This window comes from Pseudomonas sp. gcc21, from assembly GCF_012844345.1.
Classification (GTDB): Bacteria; Pseudomonadota; Gammaproteobacteria; order Pseudomonadales; family Pseudomonadaceae; genus Halopseudomonas.
On record NZ_CP051625.1, the window covers coordinates 2,468,956 to 2,491,575 of the forward strand.

Annotated in this window: 17 protein-coding genes; 8 read left to right on the forward strand and 9 right to left on the reverse strand. The window is 58.3% G+C overall.

What is annotated here, in order from left to right; genetic code table 11:
* Window positions 1-103: 103 nt before the first annotated feature.
* Window positions 104-544 carry a hypothetical protein gene (locus HG264_RS11350; RefSeq protein ID WP_169407756.1) on the reverse strand — a complete coding sequence of 147 codons (441 nt, stop codon included), beginning with the start codon at window positions 542-544 and terminating at the stop codon, window positions 104-106.
* Between the two features lie 463 nt (window positions 545-1,007).
* Between HG264_RS11350 and HG264_RS11355 the strand changes: the two genes are divergently transcribed.
* From HG264_RS11355 to HG264_RS11360, 3 genes are all read left to right on the forward strand, one after another.
* A complete protein-coding gene (locus tag HG264_RS11355) occupies window positions 1,008-2,660 on the forward strand; it encodes a sodium:solute symporter family protein (RefSeq protein ID WP_169407757.1) in 1,653 nt (550 codons plus the stop codon).
* A 45-nt stretch (window positions 2,661-2,705) separates the two neighbouring features.
* Window positions 2,706-2,837, forward strand: a complete 132-nt coding sequence (locus HG264_RS18490; RefSeq protein ID WP_218572983.1) for a putative transporter small subunit — start codon at window positions 2,706-2,708, stop codon at window positions 2,835-2,837.
* Between the two features lie 402 nt (window positions 2,838-3,239).
* Window positions 3,240-4,292 (forward strand): glycosyltransferase family 2 protein, encoded by a 1,053-nt coding sequence (locus tag HG264_RS11360; protein WP_169407758.1) that lies wholly within the window; start codon window positions 3,240-3,242, stop codon window positions 4,290-4,292.
* Here the strand turns inward: HG264_RS11360 and rfbC are convergent.
* Genes rfbC through HG264_RS11380 form a run of 4 tightly spaced genes read right to left on the reverse strand, consistent with a single transcriptional unit; the run spans window position 4,260 to window position 8,073 of the window.
* Window positions 4,260-4,808: a dTDP-4-dehydrorhamnose 3,5-epimerase gene (gene rfbC, locus HG264_RS11365; RefSeq protein WP_169407759.1), complete on the reverse strand. Its 549-nt coding sequence runs from the start codon at window positions 4,806-4,808 to the stop codon at window positions 4,260-4,262. The two genes, HG264_RS11360 and rfbC, sit on opposite strands and share 33 nt — an antisense overlap.
* Before the next feature lie 39 nt (window positions 4,809-4,847).
* The gene (locus HG264_RS11370; protein ID WP_169407760.1) at window positions 4,848-6,155 is read right to left on the reverse strand and encodes an NAD(P)H-dependent oxidoreductase; all 1,308 of its coding nucleotides are present in this window, start codon (window positions 6,153-6,155) and stop codon (window positions 4,848-4,850) included.
* 36 nt (window positions 6,156-6,191) lie between these two features.
* Complete coding sequence (gene rfbF / locus HG264_RS11375; protein WP_169407761.1) at window positions 6,192-6,968, reverse strand: glucose-1-phosphate cytidylyltransferase; 777 nt, start codon at window positions 6,966-6,968, stop codon at window positions 6,192-6,194.
* A 58-nt stretch (window positions 6,969-7,026) separates the two neighbouring features.
* Window positions 7,027-8,073, reverse strand: coding sequence for an NAD(P)-dependent oxidoreductase (locus HG264_RS11380; protein ID WP_169407762.1), 1,047 nt, complete (start codon window positions 8,071-8,073; stop codon window positions 7,027-7,029).
* Window positions 8,074-8,707: 634 nt separating this feature from the next.
* Between HG264_RS11380 and HG264_RS11385 the strand changes: the two genes are divergently transcribed.
* Window positions 8,708-9,439, forward strand: a complete 732-nt coding sequence (locus tag HG264_RS11385) for an outer membrane protein OmpK (RefSeq protein WP_256663856.1) — start codon at window positions 8,708-8,710, stop codon at window positions 9,437-9,439.
* 214 nt (window positions 9,440-9,653) lie between these two features.
* On the opposite strand, the gene HG264_RS11390 is transcribed toward HG264_RS11385, so the two are convergent.
* The 3 genes from HG264_RS11390 to ligD form a co-directional block, all read right to left on the reverse strand.
* Window positions 9,654-11,633 (reverse strand): PAS domain-containing sensor histidine kinase, encoded by a 1,980-nt coding sequence (locus tag HG264_RS11390; protein WP_169407764.1) that lies wholly within the window; start codon window positions 11,631-11,633, stop codon window positions 9,654-9,656.
* A gap of 285 nt (window positions 11,634-11,918) precedes the next feature.
* On the reverse strand, window positions 11,919-12,143 hold the full coding sequence (locus HG264_RS11395; RefSeq protein WP_169407765.1) for a DUF2188 domain-containing protein: 225 nt from the start codon (window positions 12,141-12,143) through the stop codon (window positions 11,919-11,921).
* A 9-nt stretch (window positions 12,144-12,152) separates the two neighbouring features.
* Window positions 12,153-14,762 carry a DNA ligase D gene (gene ligD, locus HG264_RS11400; protein ID WP_169407766.1) on the reverse strand — a complete coding sequence of 870 codons (2,610 nt, stop codon included), beginning with the start codon at window positions 14,760-14,762 and terminating at the stop codon, window positions 12,153-12,155.
* A gap of 93 nt (window positions 14,763-14,855) precedes the next feature.
* Here ligD and HG264_RS11405 point away from each other — a divergent pair, with 93 nt between their 5' ends.
* The gene (locus tag HG264_RS11405) at window positions 14,856-15,746 is read left to right on the forward strand and encodes an alpha/beta fold hydrolase (RefSeq protein ID WP_169407767.1); all 891 of its coding nucleotides are present in this window, start codon (window positions 14,856-14,858) and stop codon (window positions 15,744-15,746) included.
* Window positions 15,747-16,031: 285 nt separating this feature from the next.
* On the opposite strand, the gene HG264_RS11410 is transcribed toward HG264_RS11405, so the two are convergent.
* The gene (locus tag HG264_RS11410) at window positions 16,032-18,494 is read right to left on the reverse strand and encodes a mechanosensitive ion channel family protein (protein WP_256663662.1); all 2,463 of its coding nucleotides are present in this window, start codon (window positions 18,492-18,494) and stop codon (window positions 16,032-16,034) included.
* Between the two features lie 219 nt (window positions 18,495-18,713).
* On the opposite strand from HG264_RS11410, the gene HG264_RS11415 reads away from it, so the two are divergent.
* The 3 genes from HG264_RS11415 (at window position 18,714) to HG264_RS11425 (ending at window position 22,618) form a co-directional block, all read left to right on the forward strand.
* Window positions 18,714-19,568 (forward strand): thioesterase family protein, encoded by an 855-nt coding sequence (locus HG264_RS11415; RefSeq protein ID WP_169407768.1) that lies wholly within the window; start codon window positions 18,714-18,716, stop codon window positions 19,566-19,568.
* Between the two features lie 234 nt (window positions 19,569-19,802).
* On the forward strand, window positions 19,803-21,731 hold the full coding sequence (locus HG264_RS11420) for a cellulose biosynthesis cyclic di-GMP-binding regulatory protein BcsB (RefSeq protein WP_169407769.1): 1,929 nt from the start codon (window positions 19,803-19,805) through the stop codon (window positions 21,729-21,731).
* Window positions 21,728-22,618, forward strand: coding sequence for a hypothetical protein (locus HG264_RS11425; protein ID WP_218572984.1), 891 nt, complete (start codon window positions 21,728-21,730; stop codon window positions 22,616-22,618). Before HG264_RS11420 ends, HG264_RS11425 begins: the two co-directional genes overlap by 4 nt.
* Window positions 22,619-22,620 lie beyond the last annotated feature (2 nt).

A 22,620-nucleotide genomic window follows, 5' to 3' on the forward strand; every position in this document is an offset into this window, starting at 1 on the left:
GGCAGAACCGATGAAGATCGCGGGAGAGCAAGGAACTTGAGCGCCGGACGAGGCTCTCACTAACGTCACGAGGCCAACATGGCCCCCTGGACGCTGAAACCACTCAGAATTTGATTTGATCGCCTGGTTCAGGCTTGGCTGGACATTCCACTTTGGACTCGGCCTCAGCAGTACAGCGGTCCTCGCCCAGGGTATATAGCGCGTCACGCACGATTGCCTCGTCTTCTGGCTTGATCGGTTCCACCGCTATATTTTGACCGGCTTCAGGAATTGCAGGTTCAGCTAGCCTGGTCTCGACGGTGGTAATCGGCTCGGCGACGGCATCCGGAGGCCTGATGCTGGCACCATCAGTCGACGCAAAGCTGGCATCGATATTCTGCGTGGACGCCAGAGAGTCGAACCCGACTGTGCTGTCGTTAAGCGCGCTGAGCTCGGCTTGTTCGGCTTCATCTCCGAGCACGCTTTGGTCAGCTCCGCCATTACCACAGCCGGACACTGACAGACCGAGTACTACGCCATACGCCAATAGGCGAATCATGTTCATGAAGGTGTTCAGCTCTCACTTCTCAGTAGGGATCAAGCGCGCCTGATGCGCTGAATATCATCTACCGCACGGCTCAGAGTGTCGGTGCGTTATACCTCATTCCTTGTATTAAACGCCCTCACCGCCCCCTTGAGGCCGGCTTGATCAATGCGGAAAGCATGCAGTTTACCCTTGACAGCTCTCGGTAGTAATGCTGGCAAAAGGCTAGGATACAGCGTGGCGGGTGGACTGATCATAAGTGAACTGATAGGGTAGTCCATCACCGGACGTAGCAAACCCGGGCCAGAATCGCGTTTTCATCGGCCATCTGCGCCGAAATCTATCGGGCTATACCCCTTCTGTTTGTGCCTGGGCGAGAGCTTCAACGCGCCGTGCTTGCTTGTTTCCGTAATTTAACCGCTGTTGGGTCCTCGTTTGATATTTATGGATTTCCAGCCCTGTCAATTCACAAAGGGACGATGATTTGAACGACTCCACACTCTTCCAATTCTCGACGCTGACTGTTTTGCTTCTGCTGCTCGCGTTTTATGGCGGCACCTATCTGCTAACGCTGCTGATCAAGGATAAGAAGGAAAACACCGACGCCTTTATGGTGTCCAACCACCGCATCGGCTTCGGCCTCGGCGCCGCCAGTATGACCGCCACCTGGATCTGGGCCGCTTCATTTTACGCGGCCGCCACCTCTGGTTATACCTACGGCGTTTCCGGCCCGCTGCACTATGGCCTGTGGGGCGCCTTGATGATTTTGTTCATCTACCCCTTCGGCCGCCGGTTCCGCAAACTTGCTCCGAACGCGCACACACTGGGCGAATTGATACATGCCCGGCACGGTGCCTCCAGCCAATTGATTCTTGCTTCATCCAACCTGCTCGGCAGCATCATCAGCCTGATGGTCAATTTCACGGCATCCGGTGCGCTGGTCTCGGTCCTTTCACCCCTGTCCTTTCAGGCCGGCGTGATTATCGCCGGGGTGGGCGTGCTGTCCTATACGATCTGGTCAGGCTTCCGCGCTTCGGTATTAACTGACTTCGCCCAGCTGATGGCGATGATGGCCATTGCCATTGTCATCATCCCCGCAGTGCTCTTTTCCCTGGGTGGACCAAGCGCGCTCATCGACAAGATGGATGTGCTCACGCCGGAACAGGCGAACCTGTTTTCCATGGACGCCATTCTGAATCAGGGAGCGCCATTCTTTGTTGCTGTACTGGCTTACGCGATCGGTAATCAGACCATCTCGCAGCGTCTGTTTGCCGTAGACGAGAACCACATCAAGCCGACCTTTATCACAGCCACCATAGGCTACGGCGCTATCGTGATCGGCCTTGGCATGATCGGCCTGATGGCCTTGATAACCGGCATCGAGCCAATAGACGGCAACATGAACAATCTGATTCCGCAGATGGTCTCGATGTATCTACCTCCGGTGTTCATTGGTCTGTTCTTCATTCTGGTTATCGGCTCGTTATCATCAACGGCAGACTCTGACCTCTCGGCCCTCTCCGCTATCGTGATGGCTGACGTGTACGGCAAGAACATCGCCAAGAACAATCCCGATCCGACCAAGATGTTGCTCATCGGCAGGATAACCATGATCGTGGCGACGCTCCTCGGCGTCATTTTCGCCAGCTTTTCGCTGGATATCCTGATCATGCTGGTATTTGTGGGCGCGCTCTGGGGTGCAATCGTGTTCCCGGTCATCGCGAGCTGCTTCTGGGACCGGGTTACCAATGCGGCCTTTACCTGGGCGGTTGTGGCAGGCCTGGCAATGTTCTGCCTGGCGCGCTTCGAGCTGGTGCCCATGACCGGTGTGATCGGCGTATTCTTCGAACTGCTCGGCTCCGCTGGCGGCGGCGTCGTTATTGGCCTGATGAGCTTCGGATTCTTCGGCCGCCGCGCCGGCATTGTTATCGGCGTCCTGGCCGCGCTGGCCCTGGCGTATTTCGCTCTGGGCTTCCTGCGCGACTATACCGTTTTGCTGGCCTCGCTGACGGCCTACGGCGCAAGCACCATTGTGTGCATGGCTATCAGCCTGTTGAGCTCACACAAGTTTGATTTCGCCAAAATCAGCCGCGACGTCGGCGACTACGACCACAGCCCCGAAGCTGCTCAGTCGTAATTGGACTAACCGCCGCCTGCTTACGGCGGCAACAGGAGAAATATTATGCAATCACTATTATTGGGTTCTTACATTCTGGTCTGGCCTTTGGCTTCGCTGGTCGTCCTCGCGCTTATCCTGACCGCCACGCTGAAGGATATGCGAAAAGCCAAGCAAGAAAACCGCGACCTGGTTTAGTCTCGGAAAACGCATGCGGGCTGAGACTCGGCTCGCATGCATTATCAATTATTTGCCCGCCTCCCTGACCTTCCTGCCTCCCTTTTCGCCCTCTCCTGGCCGCCTGTCTCAAACGGCATTTCCCATGACGCAGGATGTGATACGCGTCTAGATAACGTTCGTCTTTTTAGTTTAATTTTTCATATAGCCGCCAACCTGCTCTCCAATGCTTTCTAAGCTAAAAGTAAGCACCAAACTTTTAACCAAATAAATCAATATGTTTTGAACAACCTCTACGAAGGACGGTCTTGAGAGGGTGCAGTCGGCTATATGTATTTTTGTAAAATAACGTGTGCGTACGCAGCTTATTAACCATACTGCTTACAGCGCAGTAGGGACAATCAAACATACTAGGAAGACGGTATGAAAAAGATTTTTGCGGTGATACTCACCTATAATCGAAAGGATTTGCTTAAAAGGTGTTTACGAGCGGTATACAGCCAAACTCGAGCCTGTGATGGTGTGATTGTTATCGATAACGCCGGCACCGACGGCACAGAACAGATGCTCAAAGAGCTTGATCTTCCCAACCTTGAAGTACACGTTCTTTCTCATAACATTGGGGCCTCTGGCGGGTTCAATGCCGGGTTTCGAATTGCTTATCAGAAAGGCGCCGATTTCGTCTGGATGATGGATGATGACGTCATTCCCAGCCCCGATGCCCTTCAGCGCCTGCAAGAAGCTGACGAGCTACTGGAAGAGAAATCGCTGGCCCGGGCATTCCTGCTGTCCACTGCGTATACGGAGGGCGGGCTGATCACCAACGCACCGTCCATGGACCAGCGACGCAACCGTATAGATTATGAGAACTGGCCTCTGACATTGGAGCACGGCATCGTCCCGGTACGCAGGGCAACTTTTGTGTCGATACTGGTTCCGAGGGCAACGCTGAAAGAGTATGGATTGCCTTTGGCTTCGATGTTTATCTGGGGCGAAGATACCGAGTACACTTTGCGCATCACCAAGAATGCGCCTGGTTTTATTGTTGGGAACAGCAAGGTACTGCACCTGAGACAGGAGAACGGTGCGATCAGCGTTCTCGCTGAACACAACCCAAACCGCCTCAAATACCATCGTCATTACGTACGCAACGAAGTATTTGTCGCAAGAAAGTACTATCGCCCGCGGCGCCTGATTCTGTCAGTTATTCATCAGATAAAACTTATCGGGCAGCTAATCGGGATGAAGGAATTCGCCAAAGCGAAGATTGTTTTTCACGGTTTGATAGAGAGCAGCCACTTTTCACCGGACGTGGAAGCGATTGATGCCCCCTTCGCCAATCTGGGGGTAACCGTGCGCAGCTTCATATTGAATGCTCCGCAACAGCTGGCTACCCCTTCAGTGGTCGTTGGCAGGTTCGAGCCAGTCAACGAGGATAATATGTCAGAACAGTTTCTCAGAGCGGTCTATGATTAACGGCCATGCCGCGTCCTTGTCCGAGATGGTCGTCACCGTCTCGGGCCAGGCAATCCCAAGCTGCTCATCGTTATAGCGCAAGCCGCGCTCTGCCTCCGGCGTGTACGGAGCCGAAACCAGATAACTCACCTCCACATCATCCGCCAATGTCTGGAACGAATGGGCGAAACCCGGCGGCACGTAGAGCTGGTGTCGATTCCGGTCGGTAAGTTCGAATAGCTCATGCTTGAGATAGGTTGGCGAGCCCTCGCGCAGATCAACGATGACATCAACAATGGCTCCGCGCAGACACCGTACCAGCTTTGCTTCGGCGTAGGGTTCAGCCTGGTAATGCATACCCCGTAGCGTTCCGCGGCGAGCAGAGACCGAGGTGTTTTGTTGAACATATTCGGTAATCAGCCCATGTCTGGCAAATTCCTCCCGGCACATTGTACGCGCAAAAAAACCGCGCTCATCACCGCGCGGTTCCAGTTCAATCAGCCAGGCATCCTTAAGCGTCGTTTCGTGAAATAACATTTGTTGCTCCTTGATAGATAACCGCGCACACGCGCGGTATCAGGCAAACATCTTTTCCTGTTCAGCGTAGAGACGATCGACCACTCGCCCAGCGGGCACGTTGACATCGTCAAATGTCAGCGGAGTGTCTTTTTTGACCGCTCGTTTGAGTGTGCAGCCCAGCGCCAGACCAACTGGCAGCAGCCGCTCGCTACGTATCGGCTCGATATTCTCCGCCACGCCGTAGACTTCGTAGCCACCGAAATCACCGATGAGCTCACCTTCCTGCAGATCTTTCTTCGCCACCGCGATCACGCCGACCATGGGACCTGCCTTCGGTGTCAGCACAGGGTCATCGAACAGCACTGCACGCGCCACCGAGTTAGGCACCTCGAAATGACACAGATGATAGGGCGTGTAAAAGCAATAAAAAGGGCCCTTGCCGAGCTTGTACAGCTCCAGATAATGCCGCTGCCGCGGGTTATCCAGCGTACCCAGCACAAATACCCCAGGCCCCGGCCGTGCGCCCACCACGTAATCAACCAGCCCGGGGCTTGACCCATCCAGGTGAGGCTCAAAGGCGGACAAGGTGTCTTCGATCGGGACCAGCGGCGCCCCGGGATCGCCCCCTGAGAAATCCGGCCCGATCATTCCGCGACGAGCAACCCGCATGCCGGTGCCATTGGCAACAATGGCCTGCTCAAAAGAGATCTTGGTGCCGTCGGCGAAGGAGGCGACCATGGCCGGCTTTTGCCCCCACCGCTTGGCAAAGCTCTCCTGTGTCGTCGGATTCCGATAAGGATCGTGCAGGCCCTTGATATTGCCGCACAGAACCGGTTTAACGCCCAGGCCTGCGACGAAGCGGTAAAGGTTCATCTGAACACCCGGCTGGTCGCCGTCGGAAAAGGTATAAACCACTCCCGCGGCGTCTGCCTTGGCTTTCAAGATCGGGCCTATGGTTCCATCGAGTTCCGCGTTCATTTGTACAACGTGCTTGCCCGCTTCCAGCGCAGCCAACACTGCCCGCGCAGCAAATTCGATCGAGCCTGTCACCTCAATGATCGCGTCGAGCCCTTCAGCCCGCGCAAGCGCCTCAGCGTCTTCCGTTACAGCAACGCGACCGGACTTGATCGCATCCTCCAGAGAAGCCTGGGAATCACAACGGGTCGGCTGGATGCCGACCTGATCAAACACTCCGACCGCCGCCGCGATATTGCGGTTGGCCACCGCACACAGCGTCATACCCTGGGTAGCGGTCATGATCTGCAGGGCGATGCCGCTCGCCTGAAAACCTGCACCGATCATCCCTACACGAATAGGCCGACCCTCAGCCTGGCGCCGGGCAAGCGCCGTATCAACAATAATCATCGAACATCTCCGACAGGCGTAAGCAGGTGGTGGTTATCAATCTTTCCAGAGTTTCCAGGGCGCCCCGCGTGCCCAAACCTCTTCCAGCACCACCTTGTCACGCAACGAGTCCATGCTCTGCCAATACCCCTTGTGCGCAAAGCTGCCCAGCATGCGACGCTCTACCAGACGGTCCATGGGTTCGTTTTCCCAAACTGTCTGGTCACCATCAATCAGTTCAAATACCTCAGGCTCACAAACGAAAAATCCACCGTTGATCAGGCCGCCGTCGGCGGCGCCCTTTTCACGGAAGGCATCAACGTGGCTAAGGTTGTCGGACAAGCGCAGAGCGCCATAGCGGCCAGGCTGCGAGACCGCGGTAAGCGTGCACCAACAGCCCGAGGCGCGGTGCGACTCGACCAGCGCTGTAATATCCACGTCGCTCACGCCGTCGCCGTAGGTCAGGCAGAACGGGCCATCCATCAGGTATTTCTGAGCACGCTTGAGTCGGCCGCCAGTCATGGTGTCGCCGCCGGTATCCAGCACGGTGATCTTCCAGTTTTCCTGGAGTTCGTCGTGCCATTCGACGGCGCCAGTGGCTAGATCAATGGTGTAATCGGAGCGGATACCACGATAGTTCAGGAAGTAATCACGGATGTAATCAACCTTGTAGCCACCCAGCACGATGAATTCGTTAAACCCATGATGGGCGTACATCTTCATGATGTGCCAGATAATGGGTTTGCCACCCACTTCAACCATCGGCTTGGGCCGGACTGCAGTCTCTTCACTCAGGCGGGTACCAAAACCGCCAGCAAATATAACGACTTTCATATTTACCTCTCCTTAGGCAGGCAAGCTGACCCGGGCGAACGGGCAGATTTGTTGGTTTTTACGCGGGTAGCCAAGTCAGATCTTCCGACAGACGCCCCTGTGCAATATGGCCCTGCAGAACATGCAACCGCATCAGCGGTGATGCCCGGAAGTCGGCATCGTTGAACTTCATCCGCTGGAGCCCTTCGATCAGCTGACCAATGGAGTCAGATAACGTCATCAGCGGTTGGTGATCAGGCGCCAGCTTCGCAAAGAGGCTGAAGTCCACCTTGTATGACCGACTGTCGACCGGCGCGTCAGTATTGATGCTGACCGACGTGCCAGGCACTGCGTCCGCCACGGCAGCCGCCAGATCCCGGACCTGATGGTTGCGCTCGTCTGAACCAGTATTCACCCGCAGGAACCGCCCTCCATTGCTCGCCGGGCGCTGCACGGCCCAATCGATAGCGCGGGCCATATCAGCCACGTCGATCAAAGGACGCCACGGCGAGCCATCGCTCAGCACGGTAATGCGGCCCTCGCTCAAGGCGCAGGCGACAAAATCATTCAGTACCAGGTCAAGCCGCAGCCGGTCGGACATCCCGCAGGCCGTGGCGAATCGCAAACAGGTGATCACCATGTCACTCTCAATGTTCGCCAGCTCTTCCTCAGCGCCGATCTTGGACTTCGCGTAGGCCGTCATGGGCGCGACAGGATCGGTCTCGCAGCGTGGAGCACCGTGCGCGACGCCATATACGCTGCAACTGGATGCAAACACGAAATTGCGAACACCGGCCTGTGCAGCGCGTTGCGCTATGGAGACAGTAGCTTTCTGGTTAATCGCTTCGGTTACGGCTGCGAAGCGGTTACCCATTGGGTCATTCGAGACAGCCGCGAGCTCTATTACGGCTGTATAACCTTCAAGCATTGAAGCTGAAATAGTGCGGACGTCACCATAAAACTGGCGATCGAGGTAACGTTCCGGGGAAGCCACTGCGCCGGTCAGGCAGTGGCCGAAATAGGCATTGTCAAACCCGTGAATTACAGCGTCAGGATGGCGTAATGCCAGCTCTCTGACGACTGAGGGACCAACATAACCGAGGTTACCGAGGACGAGAATTTTCATAGGGCCTTCCTTGCGCCAAGCGAGGCTGGTTGCGGTTTATAGCGTTAAACACTTGTTTTAACTGGTCCTATGATACGGATGGCAATGCAAAGTTCCTTCAGACCGAGCCAGATCTGTGACATCAGTCCGCTACCTTTTCGCAGTCCTGGCCGAAACATTCTGTAAATTAATGACTTATTGAAGGGAGCTAACCGCAGCAGACGACGAGCGGTCATCCCGAAACGGGTACCGGCGGAGCGGAAAACAGGAGGGTCACTCTGACGCCGGTCGACTCAGAAGAAGCCAGCGCCGAGCAGAACGAAGAAGTGGATGCCGAGGGGATCAGAAAATGAGCATAAAAAAGCCGATCACTACTGCGAGACCAATCAGGAATATGATGCCGGCCGTACTGGCGAGAAACTTGAGCATATAAACTCCGAATGCAGAGACTGTTCATTTTCGACTGGCATCGAGAGGGTGAGTTCAGCGCGCGGTTGCCTCTTACGAAATGGCGAGATTGCTGCAACCGCTGTCGGAGCGTTACCGCGTGTTTCCTTTTGCCGTAAAGGCTTTAATATGGCGCGGCTTTTTACCATTTACCGGAGTAATTCTGATGCGCAAAGGAATAAAGGCCGCCGTTGCGGGCAGTCTCGCTATGGTCAGCGGCCTCGCTGCGGCCTCCCCCTTACAATGGCAGGACAACAGCCTGACCTACCTCTACGGCACCGATTTCGAGATCGATCCGAAAACCCAGCAGACTTTCACCCTGGAGCACGCCAGTGGCTGGAACGCCGGCGACCTGTTCATGTTCATCGATAGTATTCATTACAACGGTCGCAAGGACGCAGCAGGCAACAACAGTACCTATTACGGTGAGATCGCACCGCGCCTGTCCCTTGGCAAATTGAGCGGACAATCCATCAGTTTCGGGCCGGTGAAGGATGTACTGCTGGCGGGCGCATACGAGTTCGGACGTGGCGACATCAAGAACTACCTGCTTGGTCCGGCAGTGGACCTCGATCTTCCCGGCTTCGATTATTTCCAGCTCAACACCTATTATCGGCACGCAGATACGCCCGACGGCAACCGGGGCAGCTGGCAGATTACGCCCGTCTGGGGCTTGACCCTGCCCGCTGGCAAGTCAGATATTCTGATCGATGGCTATATCGACTGGGTGGTGGATAACGACGGAGACGGGCCCCACGCCAATTTCCATTTCAACCCTCAGATCAAATACGATCTGGGCAAGGCGATGGGCTGGAAAGCCAAACAATTCTATGCCGGTATCGAATACAGTTACTGGAAGGACAAGTACGGCATACGAAACAGCCGCGATTTCGACACCAACCAGAACGTCACCAATCTACTGGTAAAAGTACACTTCTGACCGCTGCCATCACACCGGTGCTCGCCTGAGCATCGGTGCGCACTGCTCCTGCCTGCTGATCCTGTAACCTTTAACTCAAGCGTTTTACCGGCAAAGCCGGTCGAACAGCAGACCTGGTTTCGATTCAGATGCTACAGCATGGAAGTGGATACGCGACGGGAGCACTCAAGGAAGCTAGACGGCAGAGTAACGCCGGGATATTGCAGGGGAAACGTCAGGCAGAAGCTGTATCAGCGGGCTCGCTGGGCGAATTCGGCGCAACAAAGATCAGCGCCTGGGTAATTGCCTCGGCCAGTGCATCCTCGCCAAAGGGCTTGCCGAGGCGTGGAATCTTCTGGGGAATCCTGACCCGGCGCGACAATTCTGCATAGCCGGTAGCCAGCACGATTGGCAGACCCGGACGTTCGGCCCGGACAATCTCAGCCAGTTGCAAGCCGGTCATAACCGGCATCGCATGATCGGTAATGATCAGATCCACATTACGTTCGCGCAACAGTTCAAGCGCCTGCGGGCCGGAATTGGCCTCGATCACGTTGTGCCCCAGCTCCTCGAGCATCGCTGTCGTGTTGGTGAGCACCAGCGGATCGTCATCCACCGCCAGGATATTCAACGGCCCCTTGAACCCAGCGACAGTATCCGGATCCAGCTTATGGGTGGGTTCCGGCTCGCTCACCGCTACCGGCAGCCATACTACGACCGTTGTGCCTTTGCCCTTCCCGCTGGTAATCACCAGCTTACCGCCGAGCTGTCCAGCCATACCGTGAACCATGGACAGGCCCAACCCGGTCCCCTTGCCTACGCCTTTGGTAGTGAAGAAGGGCTCGGTGACCCGCGCCAGGGTGGCTTCATCCATCCCCTCACCAGTATCGGTCACCGAGAGTCGGACATATTCGCCCGGCTCCAGCTCGCCCGTCTCGCCACCGGCATGATATTCCGCGCTGGCGGAAATCGCGATGGTCCCGCCGTCCGGCATCGCATCGCGCGCGTTGACAACCAGATTAAGCAAACTGGTTTCCAGGTGATGGGCGTCGGCCTTGACCGACGGTAATGCCGAGTCGAAATGCGTGCTGATAGTGATTGAAGGTCCGATCGAGCTTTCCAGCAAGCCGGACATGCCTCCGACCAATTCAGGCACGGAGACCGCTTCGATCCGCAGTTCCTGCTTTCGCGCGAAGGCGAGCATGCGTTGCGTAAGGGTCGCCCCTCGCTTCGCTCCTTCGATCGCATTTTCAATGAATTGCATCACCCGCGTGTCGTCCGGGAGCCGCTTGCGTGCCATTTCCAGGCTCATCAGCACCACGGTCAGCAGGTTGTTGAAATCGTGCGCAATACCGCCAGTCAACTGGCCCACGGCTTCCATTTTTTGCGCCTGAAACAGTGCTTCACGCGCCTGCTCGAGTTCTTTCTCCCGTTCAACCCGCTCGGTGATATCCCGGGTGACCTTGGCGAATCCCGTCAGGTTGCCCTCAGGATCGTATATCGCATCGATAATCACATGAGCAACGAACCGGCTGCCATCCTTGCGCATTCGCCAGCCTTCACTTTCGAAGCGTCCAACGCGTGCGGCCGTTGCAAGACTGGCTGCGGGCTTACCGGCAGCACGGTCCTCTGGCGTATAAAAACGGGAGAAATGCTGACCGACTATTTCTTCCCGCTTATAACCCTTGATGTGCTCGGCGCCGGCATTCCAGTTGGTGACCAGGCCACCCGGACTGAGCAGATATATAGCGTAATCCGTCACGCCTTCTATGAGCAGACGAAACTGCTGCTCACTCTCGCGCAACGCCTCCTCGGCCATCTTGCGCTCGGTGAGGTCGCGGGTGATCTTGGCATACCCAAGGATTCCGCCGGTAGAATCTCTGATCGGATCGATAATGACGTTCGCCCAGAAACGCGTGCCGTCCTTGCGGATGCGCCAGCCTTCTGTTTCGAAGCGACCTTCACGGGCCGCTGTCTCGAGTCCAAGTTGCGGCCGCCCGGCACGTTGCTCACTTTCGGGATAGAAGCGCGAAAAGTGACAACCGATTATTTCGTCAGCGGAATACCCCTTGAAGCGTTCAGCTCCTGGATTCCAACTGGCGACGATGCCGTCAGGGTCCAGCATATAGATGGCGTAGTCTGTCACCGCATCGATGAGCAATCGATATCGCCCTTCATCGGTCAGCGAAGCTTCCAGCCGTTCAACCTTGTTCATCGCTCTATACCCGCAATATGTTCGTTAGCCGTTCATGATACACATCGAAAGACTGTATACCGAACCGGCGTCACGAAAACGCCAAACGCGGCTTGCTTTCACTGCATCGGCCAGACACATTTACCAGGCGAGTCGTTATCGGGCGGGCCCGATGGGCAACGCCAATCGGTGCAGGAATGTCCTTCAACGGTAAACCAGCCTGGATTGTAGCAATTGACTCGACTGGGGCTGTTCTCTTTTTCGGGACATTTTGACGCCCGTTTCGGCACAAAAGGGACCGCACACTCATCCCGGGCTTTCGGACGGGTCCGCGCGCCGCGGATAGGTTCGCTCTTCCTCGATAGTGCCGTCCCGCAAATGAATTTTCACCGAGGCGGTTTTACCTTCCATATAACCCGGAAGCAGCGCCAGCAGCTCGGCTTTGGTCGATGCGGTGCGAGCAGCCCGTGCGGCGCCTTCCTTTCTCAATTCCCAGCCGTTGTCCGTCTGACTCACGTGGTAGTTATCCATCGCAATCTCCTATCTAGTCTTGAGTCCGAGTCGTTTGCGCATATCCGCGGTGATTGTCTGGCGGGCCTTCTCATAGCCGTCCCACGGATCCGATCCCAGCTCGCCGAGACGTTCGTGCAGGTTATGTATGGTCCAGAGGTTGGCCCCCTTGAGTTCATTGATTTCATCGCGGTAAATCGGCACCGATACCGGCATGCCCTCCCGCGTGCGTGCGGCATAGGCGCAGATTGTGGTCGCCCCCTGACTGTTGCGCAGGTAGTCGATAAAGATCCGTCCGACGCGATTTTTTGGGCCGGATACCGCCGTAAAACGGTCCGGCAGCAACTTGGCCATATGTTTGACGATGGCCTGACTGAAGGTCTTCACCTGCGCCCAATCGTCCTTGGGCTTGAGCGGCACCACCAAATGGATACCCTTGCCGCCACTGGTTTTGAGAAACGCCATCAGACCAAGTTCATCAAGCACGGTCAGGGTGAGCTGCGTCGCTTCCACCATCGCCTTCCACGGCAGCGCAGGATCCGGGTCAAGATCAAGAATGAATCGGTCAGGGCGCTCGAGATCTGCAGACGTCGCGTTCCAGGTGTGAAACTCGATGGTGCTCATCTGCACAGCGCCGATCAGCGCCTCCGGGCTATTGATCATCATCACCGGCTGCCCGGAGTATTCCCTGCCCATGGTCTGGATATCCGGAATGGACAGACGGTCCGGGTTCTTCTGGAAAAACAGCTCACCGGACAAACCCTCCGGCGCACGTACCAACGCCACCGGCCGGTTGGCCAGGTGCGGCAGGATCCACTCTGCGGTGCGGACGTAATACTCCGCCAGCTGGCCCTTGGTCGCCCCGCTTGAGGGATCGATCACGCGTTTCGGATGAGTGATACGGAAGTTACCGCTGGCCTTGGTTTTGCCGGCCTTAGCCGCGGTCGATTGTCCTTTGGACTTTGAGGTCGCTTGTGTGTCGGACTCGTCTGCTGCGCTTTTTTTCGTTTTCGTCGTAGCCGGTCGCTCGCGGGTGATGTCTTCGGCTGGCTTGTCGCTGCGCAAGCCGTGGAATACGGCATGGCGCACGCTGCCGTCCTTGGTCATTTCGGCATAGGCGACTTCGGCCAGCAGCTGGGGTTTCAGCCAATGAACGCCGCGCGCATCGGCGCCGGTGGGCGGATTCACGACCGAGGCTTTCTTCACCTCCAGCGGCTTCAAGGCTTTATGCACGCTGCGTAGCGTCGCCTCGTTGAAACCAGTGCCGACCTTGCCGGCATAGCGCAGCTCACCGCTGTCCTCATCATGCAGGCCGAGTAACAGAGCGCCGAATGCGCTGCGGCTGCCCTTCGGATCGGTGAAGCCGACAATCACGAACTCCTGGCGATGACTGCATTTGAGCTTGATCCAGTCGTTGCTGCGACGTGACACATAACTGCTGCCAGCACGCTTACCGATCAGCCCTTCCATTTTCATCTGGCAAGCGCTGTTGAGCATCGCTTCTGGGGATTCCTCAAAATCCTCGGAAAACCGCAGAATATCGTCTTCACTGCGCTCCAGCACTTCGGCCAGGGCAGCGCGGCGCTGCTCGAGGGGCACCTTTCTCAGGTCCATGCCGTTGAGGTAAGGCATGTCGAACAGGTAGTAAACAATCGCGCCGCTCTTGTTGGTCTCGAAGGCGTTCTGCAAGGCCTGGAAATCCGGCACGCCGTCATCATTGGCGACGATGATTTCGCCATCCAGCCAGGCGGTTTCAAGCCCAAGCGCGGCCAGGGCTTCGGCCTGACGCGGCATTTTCGCGGTCCAGTCGTGTCCGTTGCGGGTGAACAGCCGCACGTCGCCATCGTCGATACGGGCCATGATGCGGTACCCGTCGAACTTGATCTCGTAGCGCCAGTCGCCATCCGGCACGCTCTCGACCAGAGTCGCCAGTTCCGGCTTCAACATCTCAGGCAAAGCGTCCTTCGACGCACCGCTGAGTCCGGATGATCGCTTCTTGCGGCTCGTCTTCGCTGGAGCCTTTTCCACCGCTTGTGGCTTCGCCGCTTTACCGCCACGTTGCTTCGGAACAATGGTGCGATCACTCAGTACGCTGTGTGGTTGCTCTTCCGTTACGTCGTATTCAGCTGCCGGCCGTGCGGCGTCATCCTTGGATTTGATCAGAAACCACTGTTCCTTCTTGCCATCCATGTTGGTGCGTACCAGATTCCAGCTGCCAGCAAGCTTCTCTCCTTGCAGCTCGAACTTCAGTTTGCCCTTCTGGTAGGCCTCGTGGGGATCACCTTCGGGAAGCCACACGCCGCGATCCCAGACGATCACATCGCCAGCCCCGTAATGCCCTTCCGGGATGTTGCCTTCGAAGGTGACGTAGTCCAGCGGATGGTCTTCAACATGCACAGCCAGGCGGCGGGATTTGGGGTCCAGGCTCGGCCCTTTTGGCACCGCCCAGCTCTTGAGCGTACCGTCCAGCTCTAACCGGAAGTCATAATGCAGGCGCGTGGCGTCGTGCTTCTGTATGCAGAACTGCAACGCGTGATTCGCCTTTCCACGCTTGCCCGCCCGCTTCGATTTACTCGCGCCGGACGGCTCAGGCGTTGCAGCAAAGTCCCGTTTGCGGTTGTATTCCTCGAGTGCCGCCATGAATACACCTCTACTTCGCTCTTTCCAATAAAGAACAGCCCCGGCCTGGAAGGTTCACTACAGCGCCGGCGCCACAAAACTGGACCGATTAAAATGCCCGACCCGAACAGCTCCGATCTACCCGTAAGCCACTTCTACTCTTCGCGTAGCCTGCGTCTGCATTATCTCGACTGGGGCAACCCCGATGCGCCATTGCTGGTATTGCTGCACGGCGGGCTGGAGCACGGCCGGGTGTGGGATCAGGTAGCGCTGCAATTGCGTGAACACTGGCACGTAGTGGTTCCGGATCTGCGGGGGCATGGAGACAGCGACTGGAGCACCGGCTGCGCCTACTCCATTCCCGATTATGTGCCGGACATCGCCGCACTGATGGACGAGCTGGGCAACCCGTCGGCAACGCTGGTAGCCCATTCGCTGGGTGGCAACATCGCCATCCATTACACCGCAGCGTTTCCGGAACAGGTTAAACGGCTCTGCGTGATCGAAGGGTTGGGGTCGTCGCCAAAAGTACGCGCTGAACGCGATATCACCCCCCGACATGGCCAGCTGCGCACCTGGGTGGAAAAGGCGCGCAAGCTGGACAACAAGACCACCAGCCGCTATCCCAATATCGAGGCGGCAGTCGACCGGCTGATGAGCCACGACCCGCTTGTCGACCGCGCCACCGCGCTGCACATTTGCAGCCATGGGCTGGCCGCTGCCGACGATGGTCAGCTGCGCTGGAAATACGACGCCAAGATACGCGGCGGTGGCGCGGCCGAGGTTGCTTCACCTGAGCCGAGCGATCTGTGGCAGACGATCGAATGCCCCGTCCTGCTGATCTACGGCGAGGAAAGCTGGGCCTCGAACCCCGAAAAGGATGGCCGCTTCAGGCACTTCCCCAACGCGCAGATCATCAGCGTGGAGGGTGCAGGACATAATGTGCATCACCACCGGCCAGCTGCGTTCATGGATGCCTTGAAGGACTTTCTGGGACAGCGATAGAGCTCCGTTGGGGGAACCCTGGCGTTCAGTCTTCTCGAGCGCTCCCCCCCACGCAGAACCAAATGTGGGAGGCCCGACTCGGGGCGATAGCGCCCTTGCAGCGAAGCGGTGCTGCCAGACGAAACCAGCGCAAGCAGCTTGCACCGCCCCGCAGGAGTGTCGCCCCCGGCACCACGCTGGCCGCCAAGCCAGCCATGTCGTTTTCAGCAATCCCGGGGCGCCCTGCAGACGCCGTGGAGCGTTCGGTGTTACTACTCCAGCTCATGTCGAGTCTCACGATCACCGCTACCGCGTCTTGATGCTCCCCACCAGCCGCTCTCGCGGGTCAGCCACATGTATCCCCAGTTCGCGGAAGCGCTCAAGAATGCGCCGGTTCATCTCACGCTGCACGCCCCAGCGGCCCTTGTCCACGCAGCGCATCTGGCCGGCCAGGGTAAACATCGAACCGTCTACCGCATCCACGCCCCAGACTTCCAGATCAGCAATTATCAACTGCTCGAATGCCGGGTCGGCGCGCAGCCCGGCGCCAATGGCCTTGAGCTCCGAGATTGCCTGATTGATGTTCGTGTCGTAACGAACGCTGATACGCACCGCCGCGTTGCCCAGCCCGCGGGTTGTGTTATTGACCGTTGATACTGAACTGAACGGCACTATGTGCAGTGATCCATCGCCGGCGCGCAGGCGAACCGTGCGGATGGAGAGGTTTTCCACCGTGCCTGACACACCCGCCACCGTGACCCAATCGCCGACTTGCATGGTATTTTCCATGAGCAAAAAGATGCCGGTGATGAAGTCCTGCACCAGTTTCTGCGACCCGAAGCCGACGGCCACGCCGATAATGCTTGCGCCCGCCAACAACGGCGTGGTGTTGATCCCGATCTGGCTGAGCGCAGTGAAGCCGACCACCAGCACGATAATGATCATCAGCCCCGAGCGCAGCATGGGCAACAGGGTGCGCAAACGCGCTGCCCGTACCGTATCGCCCTGCTCTCGCCAACGCTTGATGCGCCTGTCGATAGCCGCATTGGTCGTCTGCCAGACGATGATGGCGAGGATCACCGCGACCAGAATCGTCAGCGCCGCCGAGGCGAGACTGCCGCCAATCGTGCCAGGCGCGAACCAGGCAAGTGCATCCAGCCCCCAGGCTTGCAGCAACGCCAGCAAGGTGGCGGCCGCGATGATGAATATCACCAGCGCGCGCAGCAGAGGGTAATAATCCTCAGCCAGCCGGTGGCGCAATCCGTTGGCCTGCTCCGATTCTTCGTCTTCATCCACCAGCCGACCCAGTGCGCCCAGAGCCAGGACCGCCACCAGACGCCCGAGCACAATAATCGCGCCGGACACCCCGACAAACTCGATCAATCGGGGAAAGCCGTCCTCGATATGCATGGTCCGGATCAACCACGAGCCCAGCACCAGCGCACTCGCCAGATAGGGCCAGATCCGCGCCAGCCACCGCCGCAACACGGCCCAGGTACCTGAGCGCTCCTGCGGACCGGCGATCAGCGCGCCGACCCGATGACGAATGCGGAACACCAGAATCACCACCGCAATGTGCGCCAGCAGGGAAACGCTCTTGATGATCAGCAAGCGCGCTGACGGTCCAGTACCGAGAATCTCCACGGCGTTGGCAATGGCCACGCCAAAGGTGGCCAAAACCACGAGCCCTCTGGCCCAACGGTGCAACAACTGTGACGCGTTATCGCTGATCCGCGCGATCCGCAGGCTGTAACGGGTCGGCGAGGCCAACAATCGCACCACGGCCATGGTAATCCGAGTGATCACGTAGGCCATGACGAACTCACTGGTTACTTCGTGCGTGCGTGAATCGAGCCCCGGCAGAAAATGCAGGGTCAACGCAGCGATACCGAAGAACAGTCCCAACGGAAGCAGATCCAGCACGAAGCTGGCAAACGCAAACGGCAGGTGACGCAACGCCGTCAACTCCGGCTCGGCTTTGCTGGCCTTGTTGACCGGCACGTATGTCCCGCTGACCTGCTCTCCCGTGCCAGGCTCAATCACCGGGTCGGAGCCGGACTTGACTACGCCGACCGTTACAGACTCGACCTGCTCGACACCGTCGCGCTGCACATGCACCAGAGCGGTGCCGTCCTGAATCGGGCGCAGTCCGGCTACGGCCTGTTCGGCCAGATCCTCACTGGAGATGGGCGCGGCGGGCCTGCGCGGAATCGCCGGTCGCTGATCTGCTTCGTCGGCGCTGTCGATGAGCGTCTGCGCGCCCTTGCGCAAAACTCTGCGCAGCAGCCATTCCAGCCCCAGACCAATGCCGAAGACGATAGCCAGATCAGTCAGTACCTGGGCAAGCAGGGCCCGCCCCACCTCGCTGACAAAGGTGGCCTCAAACCAGGCCGGCAGCTCCGTAAGCGCATTGCCGAGGCGTGCCAGCTGCTCGGCCAGGCTATCCGCCCATTGCCCCACTTGCTCAAGGGTCCGGGCGATCAGGCCGCCCTCTTCCAGCGGTACTATCTGCGCAATCGGGGATTCCTCTGCCGCAGCGCCCTCGCCGTTTTCTTCGCCAGCCGGCTCGTCACCAGCGTCCGCGCCAGCGGCAATGGTTTCCAGCGTACGCACCACCTCCTCACGCTGCGTTTCGTCTTGCAGGGTTTGCAGTGCGCGACGCGCTTCCGGTGCAGTTATCTCCGCGTCAGCCGTCGTCGCGGCCCAACCCGTAACCGGGCCGAGCATCAGCATCAAGATACAGATCCGATGAACTACTGCTTTATACATAAGCTCCTGCCGACTTTTCCGCACATGGACAACCGCCGTCCGGCGTACCCGATCAGGCTGGCAATACCGGGAAATCTGACGCCAACGGATCATTGGAGCCTCGGCTGACGCTCACGTTCATAACCGGATATACGAACTATCTATAGAGGGGCGTACTGCTTGCCTCAAATGGGTGATGTCTTCATGCTTTTGCGCTGCACTCAAGGAATCACCAGGCCCATGACCACAAATACGCTCTTCGAATGTTCGCTTTCGCCCCGCTTTACCGACCTGGATACCTGGCGGCACGTTAACAATTCGCGCATTTATCAGCTGCATCAGGAAGCCCGCATGCGCGCTCACCTTGAGCGCTTCGGGCCGGATGCCTGGTTCTCGGATGAGGTGCGCCTACGTCCGCTGCGCAGCACCACCCAGTATCGGCTGGTAACCTGGTATGGCAGCGACGTGCAGGCACAGGTGCGCGTGCTGGCGTCTGAAGAAGATTGCTATCGGGTGCGCAGTGACCTGTTCCAGAATGGCAACCATGTAGGCAGTCAGGACTGTCTGATGGGCGCTTTCAACAAACATGAGCGGGTTGCGCTGCCCGCCGATGTGCGCGATGCGCTGGCCGGCATGATCGCGGGCGAGCCTGAGCCGCTGCCAGACCCGGGCAACCGCGATGTGCTGCAGCGCGCTGCGGAATTTCCGGTGACCTGCCAGCTGACGCCCCGTTACGGTGATCTGGATGTTGACGCTCAGCGCAGCGAGGCAGCGCTCGCCCAGTACATGGAACAGGCTCGCTACAATGCCGTCCGGCAGCTGGATTTTGGCGGCCTCGGGGTGCTGGTGGCGTCCGTGGACATTACCTTCGAACACTACCGTCCCAGCTTCGACATCATGAACCTCGCTTCGACTGTTAACCGTATCGGCAACAGCTCATTCGTATTCACCGGTTATGCCGCCAACGACAAGGGCATGCAGGCAACCGCCAACAGCGTCATGGTCGTGATCGATATTGCCTCGAACCGCCCCGTCCCGATCCCTGCAGCACTACGTCAACAACTGGAAAACATGATGCTTCATCCTGCGACATAGCTCTCATCCAGTTAATTGACAACCGAGTGGAACCAAGTACGAGCTAAGCCATCAGATTGCTGGCAATCGTTGTACAGGTCGCCGAATCGCGACTATTTTCTTAGGGTCTGTTCCCGGCGTACACGCCGCTGATTATCTGAATGTCTGCCCATTGGACGGGCTTCCTGCGAGGGCAAGCTAACAATGAGACCGACACTCGGCTGGATGCCGAATTGGCTATTATTATGTTGCGTAATGCTTGTGTCGGTTCCGACCCATGCTCAACAACCTTCAGACACACCTGACACCGCGCCTGCCAGCGAGGCGCCAGCTGCGCAACACATCACCCGCACGCTAGGCTCATTGGGCCACTATCAGGGATTGCAACAGATCACCGCCGAAGGCAGCGTGGCTTTCTACATGCCCATGCCACTCGATGCGCAGGTCAGCGATCCAAGGCTCGAACTGCATTATTCACCCGCCGCCTGGCTGGGGCCGGATGCCTCCTTGCAGGTGCTACTCAACGGTACGCCACGGGAAAACATCGGCGTGGCGGATATCAGCGAGGACGCCACCTCGGCCTCAACCGGGAACGGCAAGATGGCGCAGACCCGCATGCTTTCGATCCCGCTGCAGGAAGAAGACCTGCGCCTGCCTTATCTGCAGGTGCGGGTGCGCGCCAGATCCAGTGTCCCGATGGACCGTTGCACATCGCCGCGCGCTCAGCAGACTTATCTGACCATCGAGCCTGACACCGCTGTCGCTTATCAGCTCGACCAGGGCCCGGCGCCAAGTGTGCGTGGCTACATCAGCACGCTGCCACACCAAGTGCGTATCGCCATTTCCCAGCCCGCCCCCGACCCTGAGGCTCTGCGTGCCGCCTGGCTGTTGACCCACGAGTTGCAGGAGCGCGGCCATGACGTCGAACACACCGGTCTTGAAGCGGGCGCTGACATCGCTATCGCCTCGCGCAGGGAGCTCGCGCAGATCGGGGTGCGCCTGGCAGCCGGGCATAATATCGATGTAGTTGCGCCCGACCCGCAACGACCTACTTCGCGATTGCTGGCCGTGACTGAGCCGTTTTTTATCGACGCACTGGCCGACCCCTGGGGCGCACTGCTGACCAGCTCCGGCTACCCGGAAAGCATCAGTTCGCCGGCTCCCACCGCGTCCAGTGATTCGGTGCAGCTGACACAGCTCGGAGTCGACGGCAATGCGCGCCCCTTCGCTGATCGCGCTGAATGGGCCATCGATATCAATGCGCTGCCCGCAGGACGACTGCCTACCGCACTGAATCTCAATCTGGTCGTTCCGCCCAGCTCGGCTGAGCAACCCCTAACGCTCTATGTAATGCAGGACAACATGCTGCGCGCCGTTCAGCAGCTCTCAGCCGATGGCGGTCCGCAATCGGTGCGCATCGGCCTGAACGAGGTCAAACCGTCCGCCTCCGAGCCGATCCGTGTACTGCTGATCCGCCCGGGCGCTGACTGTACCGCCGCGCCACCCTCGGGTTACGCACAACTGCTTACTTCATCAGCCGTGGAAACCAGACCCGCCGGAGGCCAGTCACAAAGTGTGGCAGCCTTCGGTTATGAACTGGCGGACCGTTATTTCGTGCACCTGCCGCCCGATGCGCTGGGGCGTCCCCACGAATGGATCAGTGTGCTGGCGTCCCTGGGCCGTAGCCTGGCGCTGGATCCGCGTATGGCAGAATTTGTCAGCACCTCGATGGCGCCCAGCGGCAACCGCCCTTTCATATGGCTGGGTTCGCAGCCACCCGAGGGTTTCGACTCCTCGATTGCGGTAGACCAAGGTCGAGTGCGGATACGCGATAACCAGGACAGAATCCTGCTGGACTCCGGCGAGCTGCCCGGGACCAGCTTCACCAGTTTGCTGCGCAGCGGCGCCCAGCGGGGCATCTGGCTGCGCGCGCTGGACGATGGCTTGCCGAAGGTGCCGCCGGGGCTCGAGCAAAGCACCGGCGACCTGGTGTTTGGTGATGAACGGGGCGTGCTGGTATCCCTGGATACCAGGGACTATGCCCTGATGAAGGTGGAATATCCGGACTACTCGACCTGGTGGGAACGTGTCGCGCGCTATCGCGGCTGGTTGTTCGTCATTGGTTGGGTGGTATTGACTCTGGTGGCCATTGTGGTCTCCCGAAGAATAAGGAAAAAATCATGAAGACCCTCTCCTTTCTCAGACCTGCCCTGTGCAGGATTGCTGCTGCCTCCCTGCTGACATTGCCGGCTGCCGCGCCGGTGCTGGCGAACGCCTGGGTGCAGGAAGAAGGCAAGACGCTGGCGATCCTGAAGTTAAGCCATACCGATGATACCGACGTGTTCGACAGCAGCGGCGATCATACGCATTTCGATGACAACGGCCGCAGTCGCCAGGACCAGATCAATCTCTATGTTGAGCACGGTTTGACTCCCGATCTGACGCTGGTCGGCAATTTCTACTTCAACGAGGTGCGTTACCGCAGCGACAACCTCCCGGACGACTTCAATGACACCACGCGCGGCTTCGGCGATCAGGAATTCGGCGTGCGTTACCGTCTGAACCCAGGCTTCAGCGAGGACTGGGTGGGTTCCCTGCAAGCCATTGTCAGCGTGCCTACCTATAGCGAAGACGCCGACGTCGCCTTGGGCGAGGGGGGTTATCACTTCGAGCTGCGCTACAGCATTGGCCGGGGCTTCATGCTAGGGGAGCGTTCCGGCTATATCGATGCCGGTATTGCCGGTCGCAAGCGTACCGGTAACCCGGCAGATGAAATTCGTGCAGATGCAACGGTCGGGCTGTCGCTCACACCGAAGCTGATGCTCATTGGCGAGTTCAACCATATCGAAGGGTTGGGCAATGACAGCGGTAATAACGAACCCGAGGAAGCACGCGACCCTGATCTGGTCTACATCAACAGTACCGACTACGACCTGACCAAGCTGTCCCTGTCCGGTCTCTATTCGATAACAGACGGCTTCCAACTACAAGCTGGCTATATGCAGCCGGTTGATGGCCGTAACACCGGTGCTGCGGGTGGACCCTTCGTTGCCGCATGGTGGAGATTCTAGAA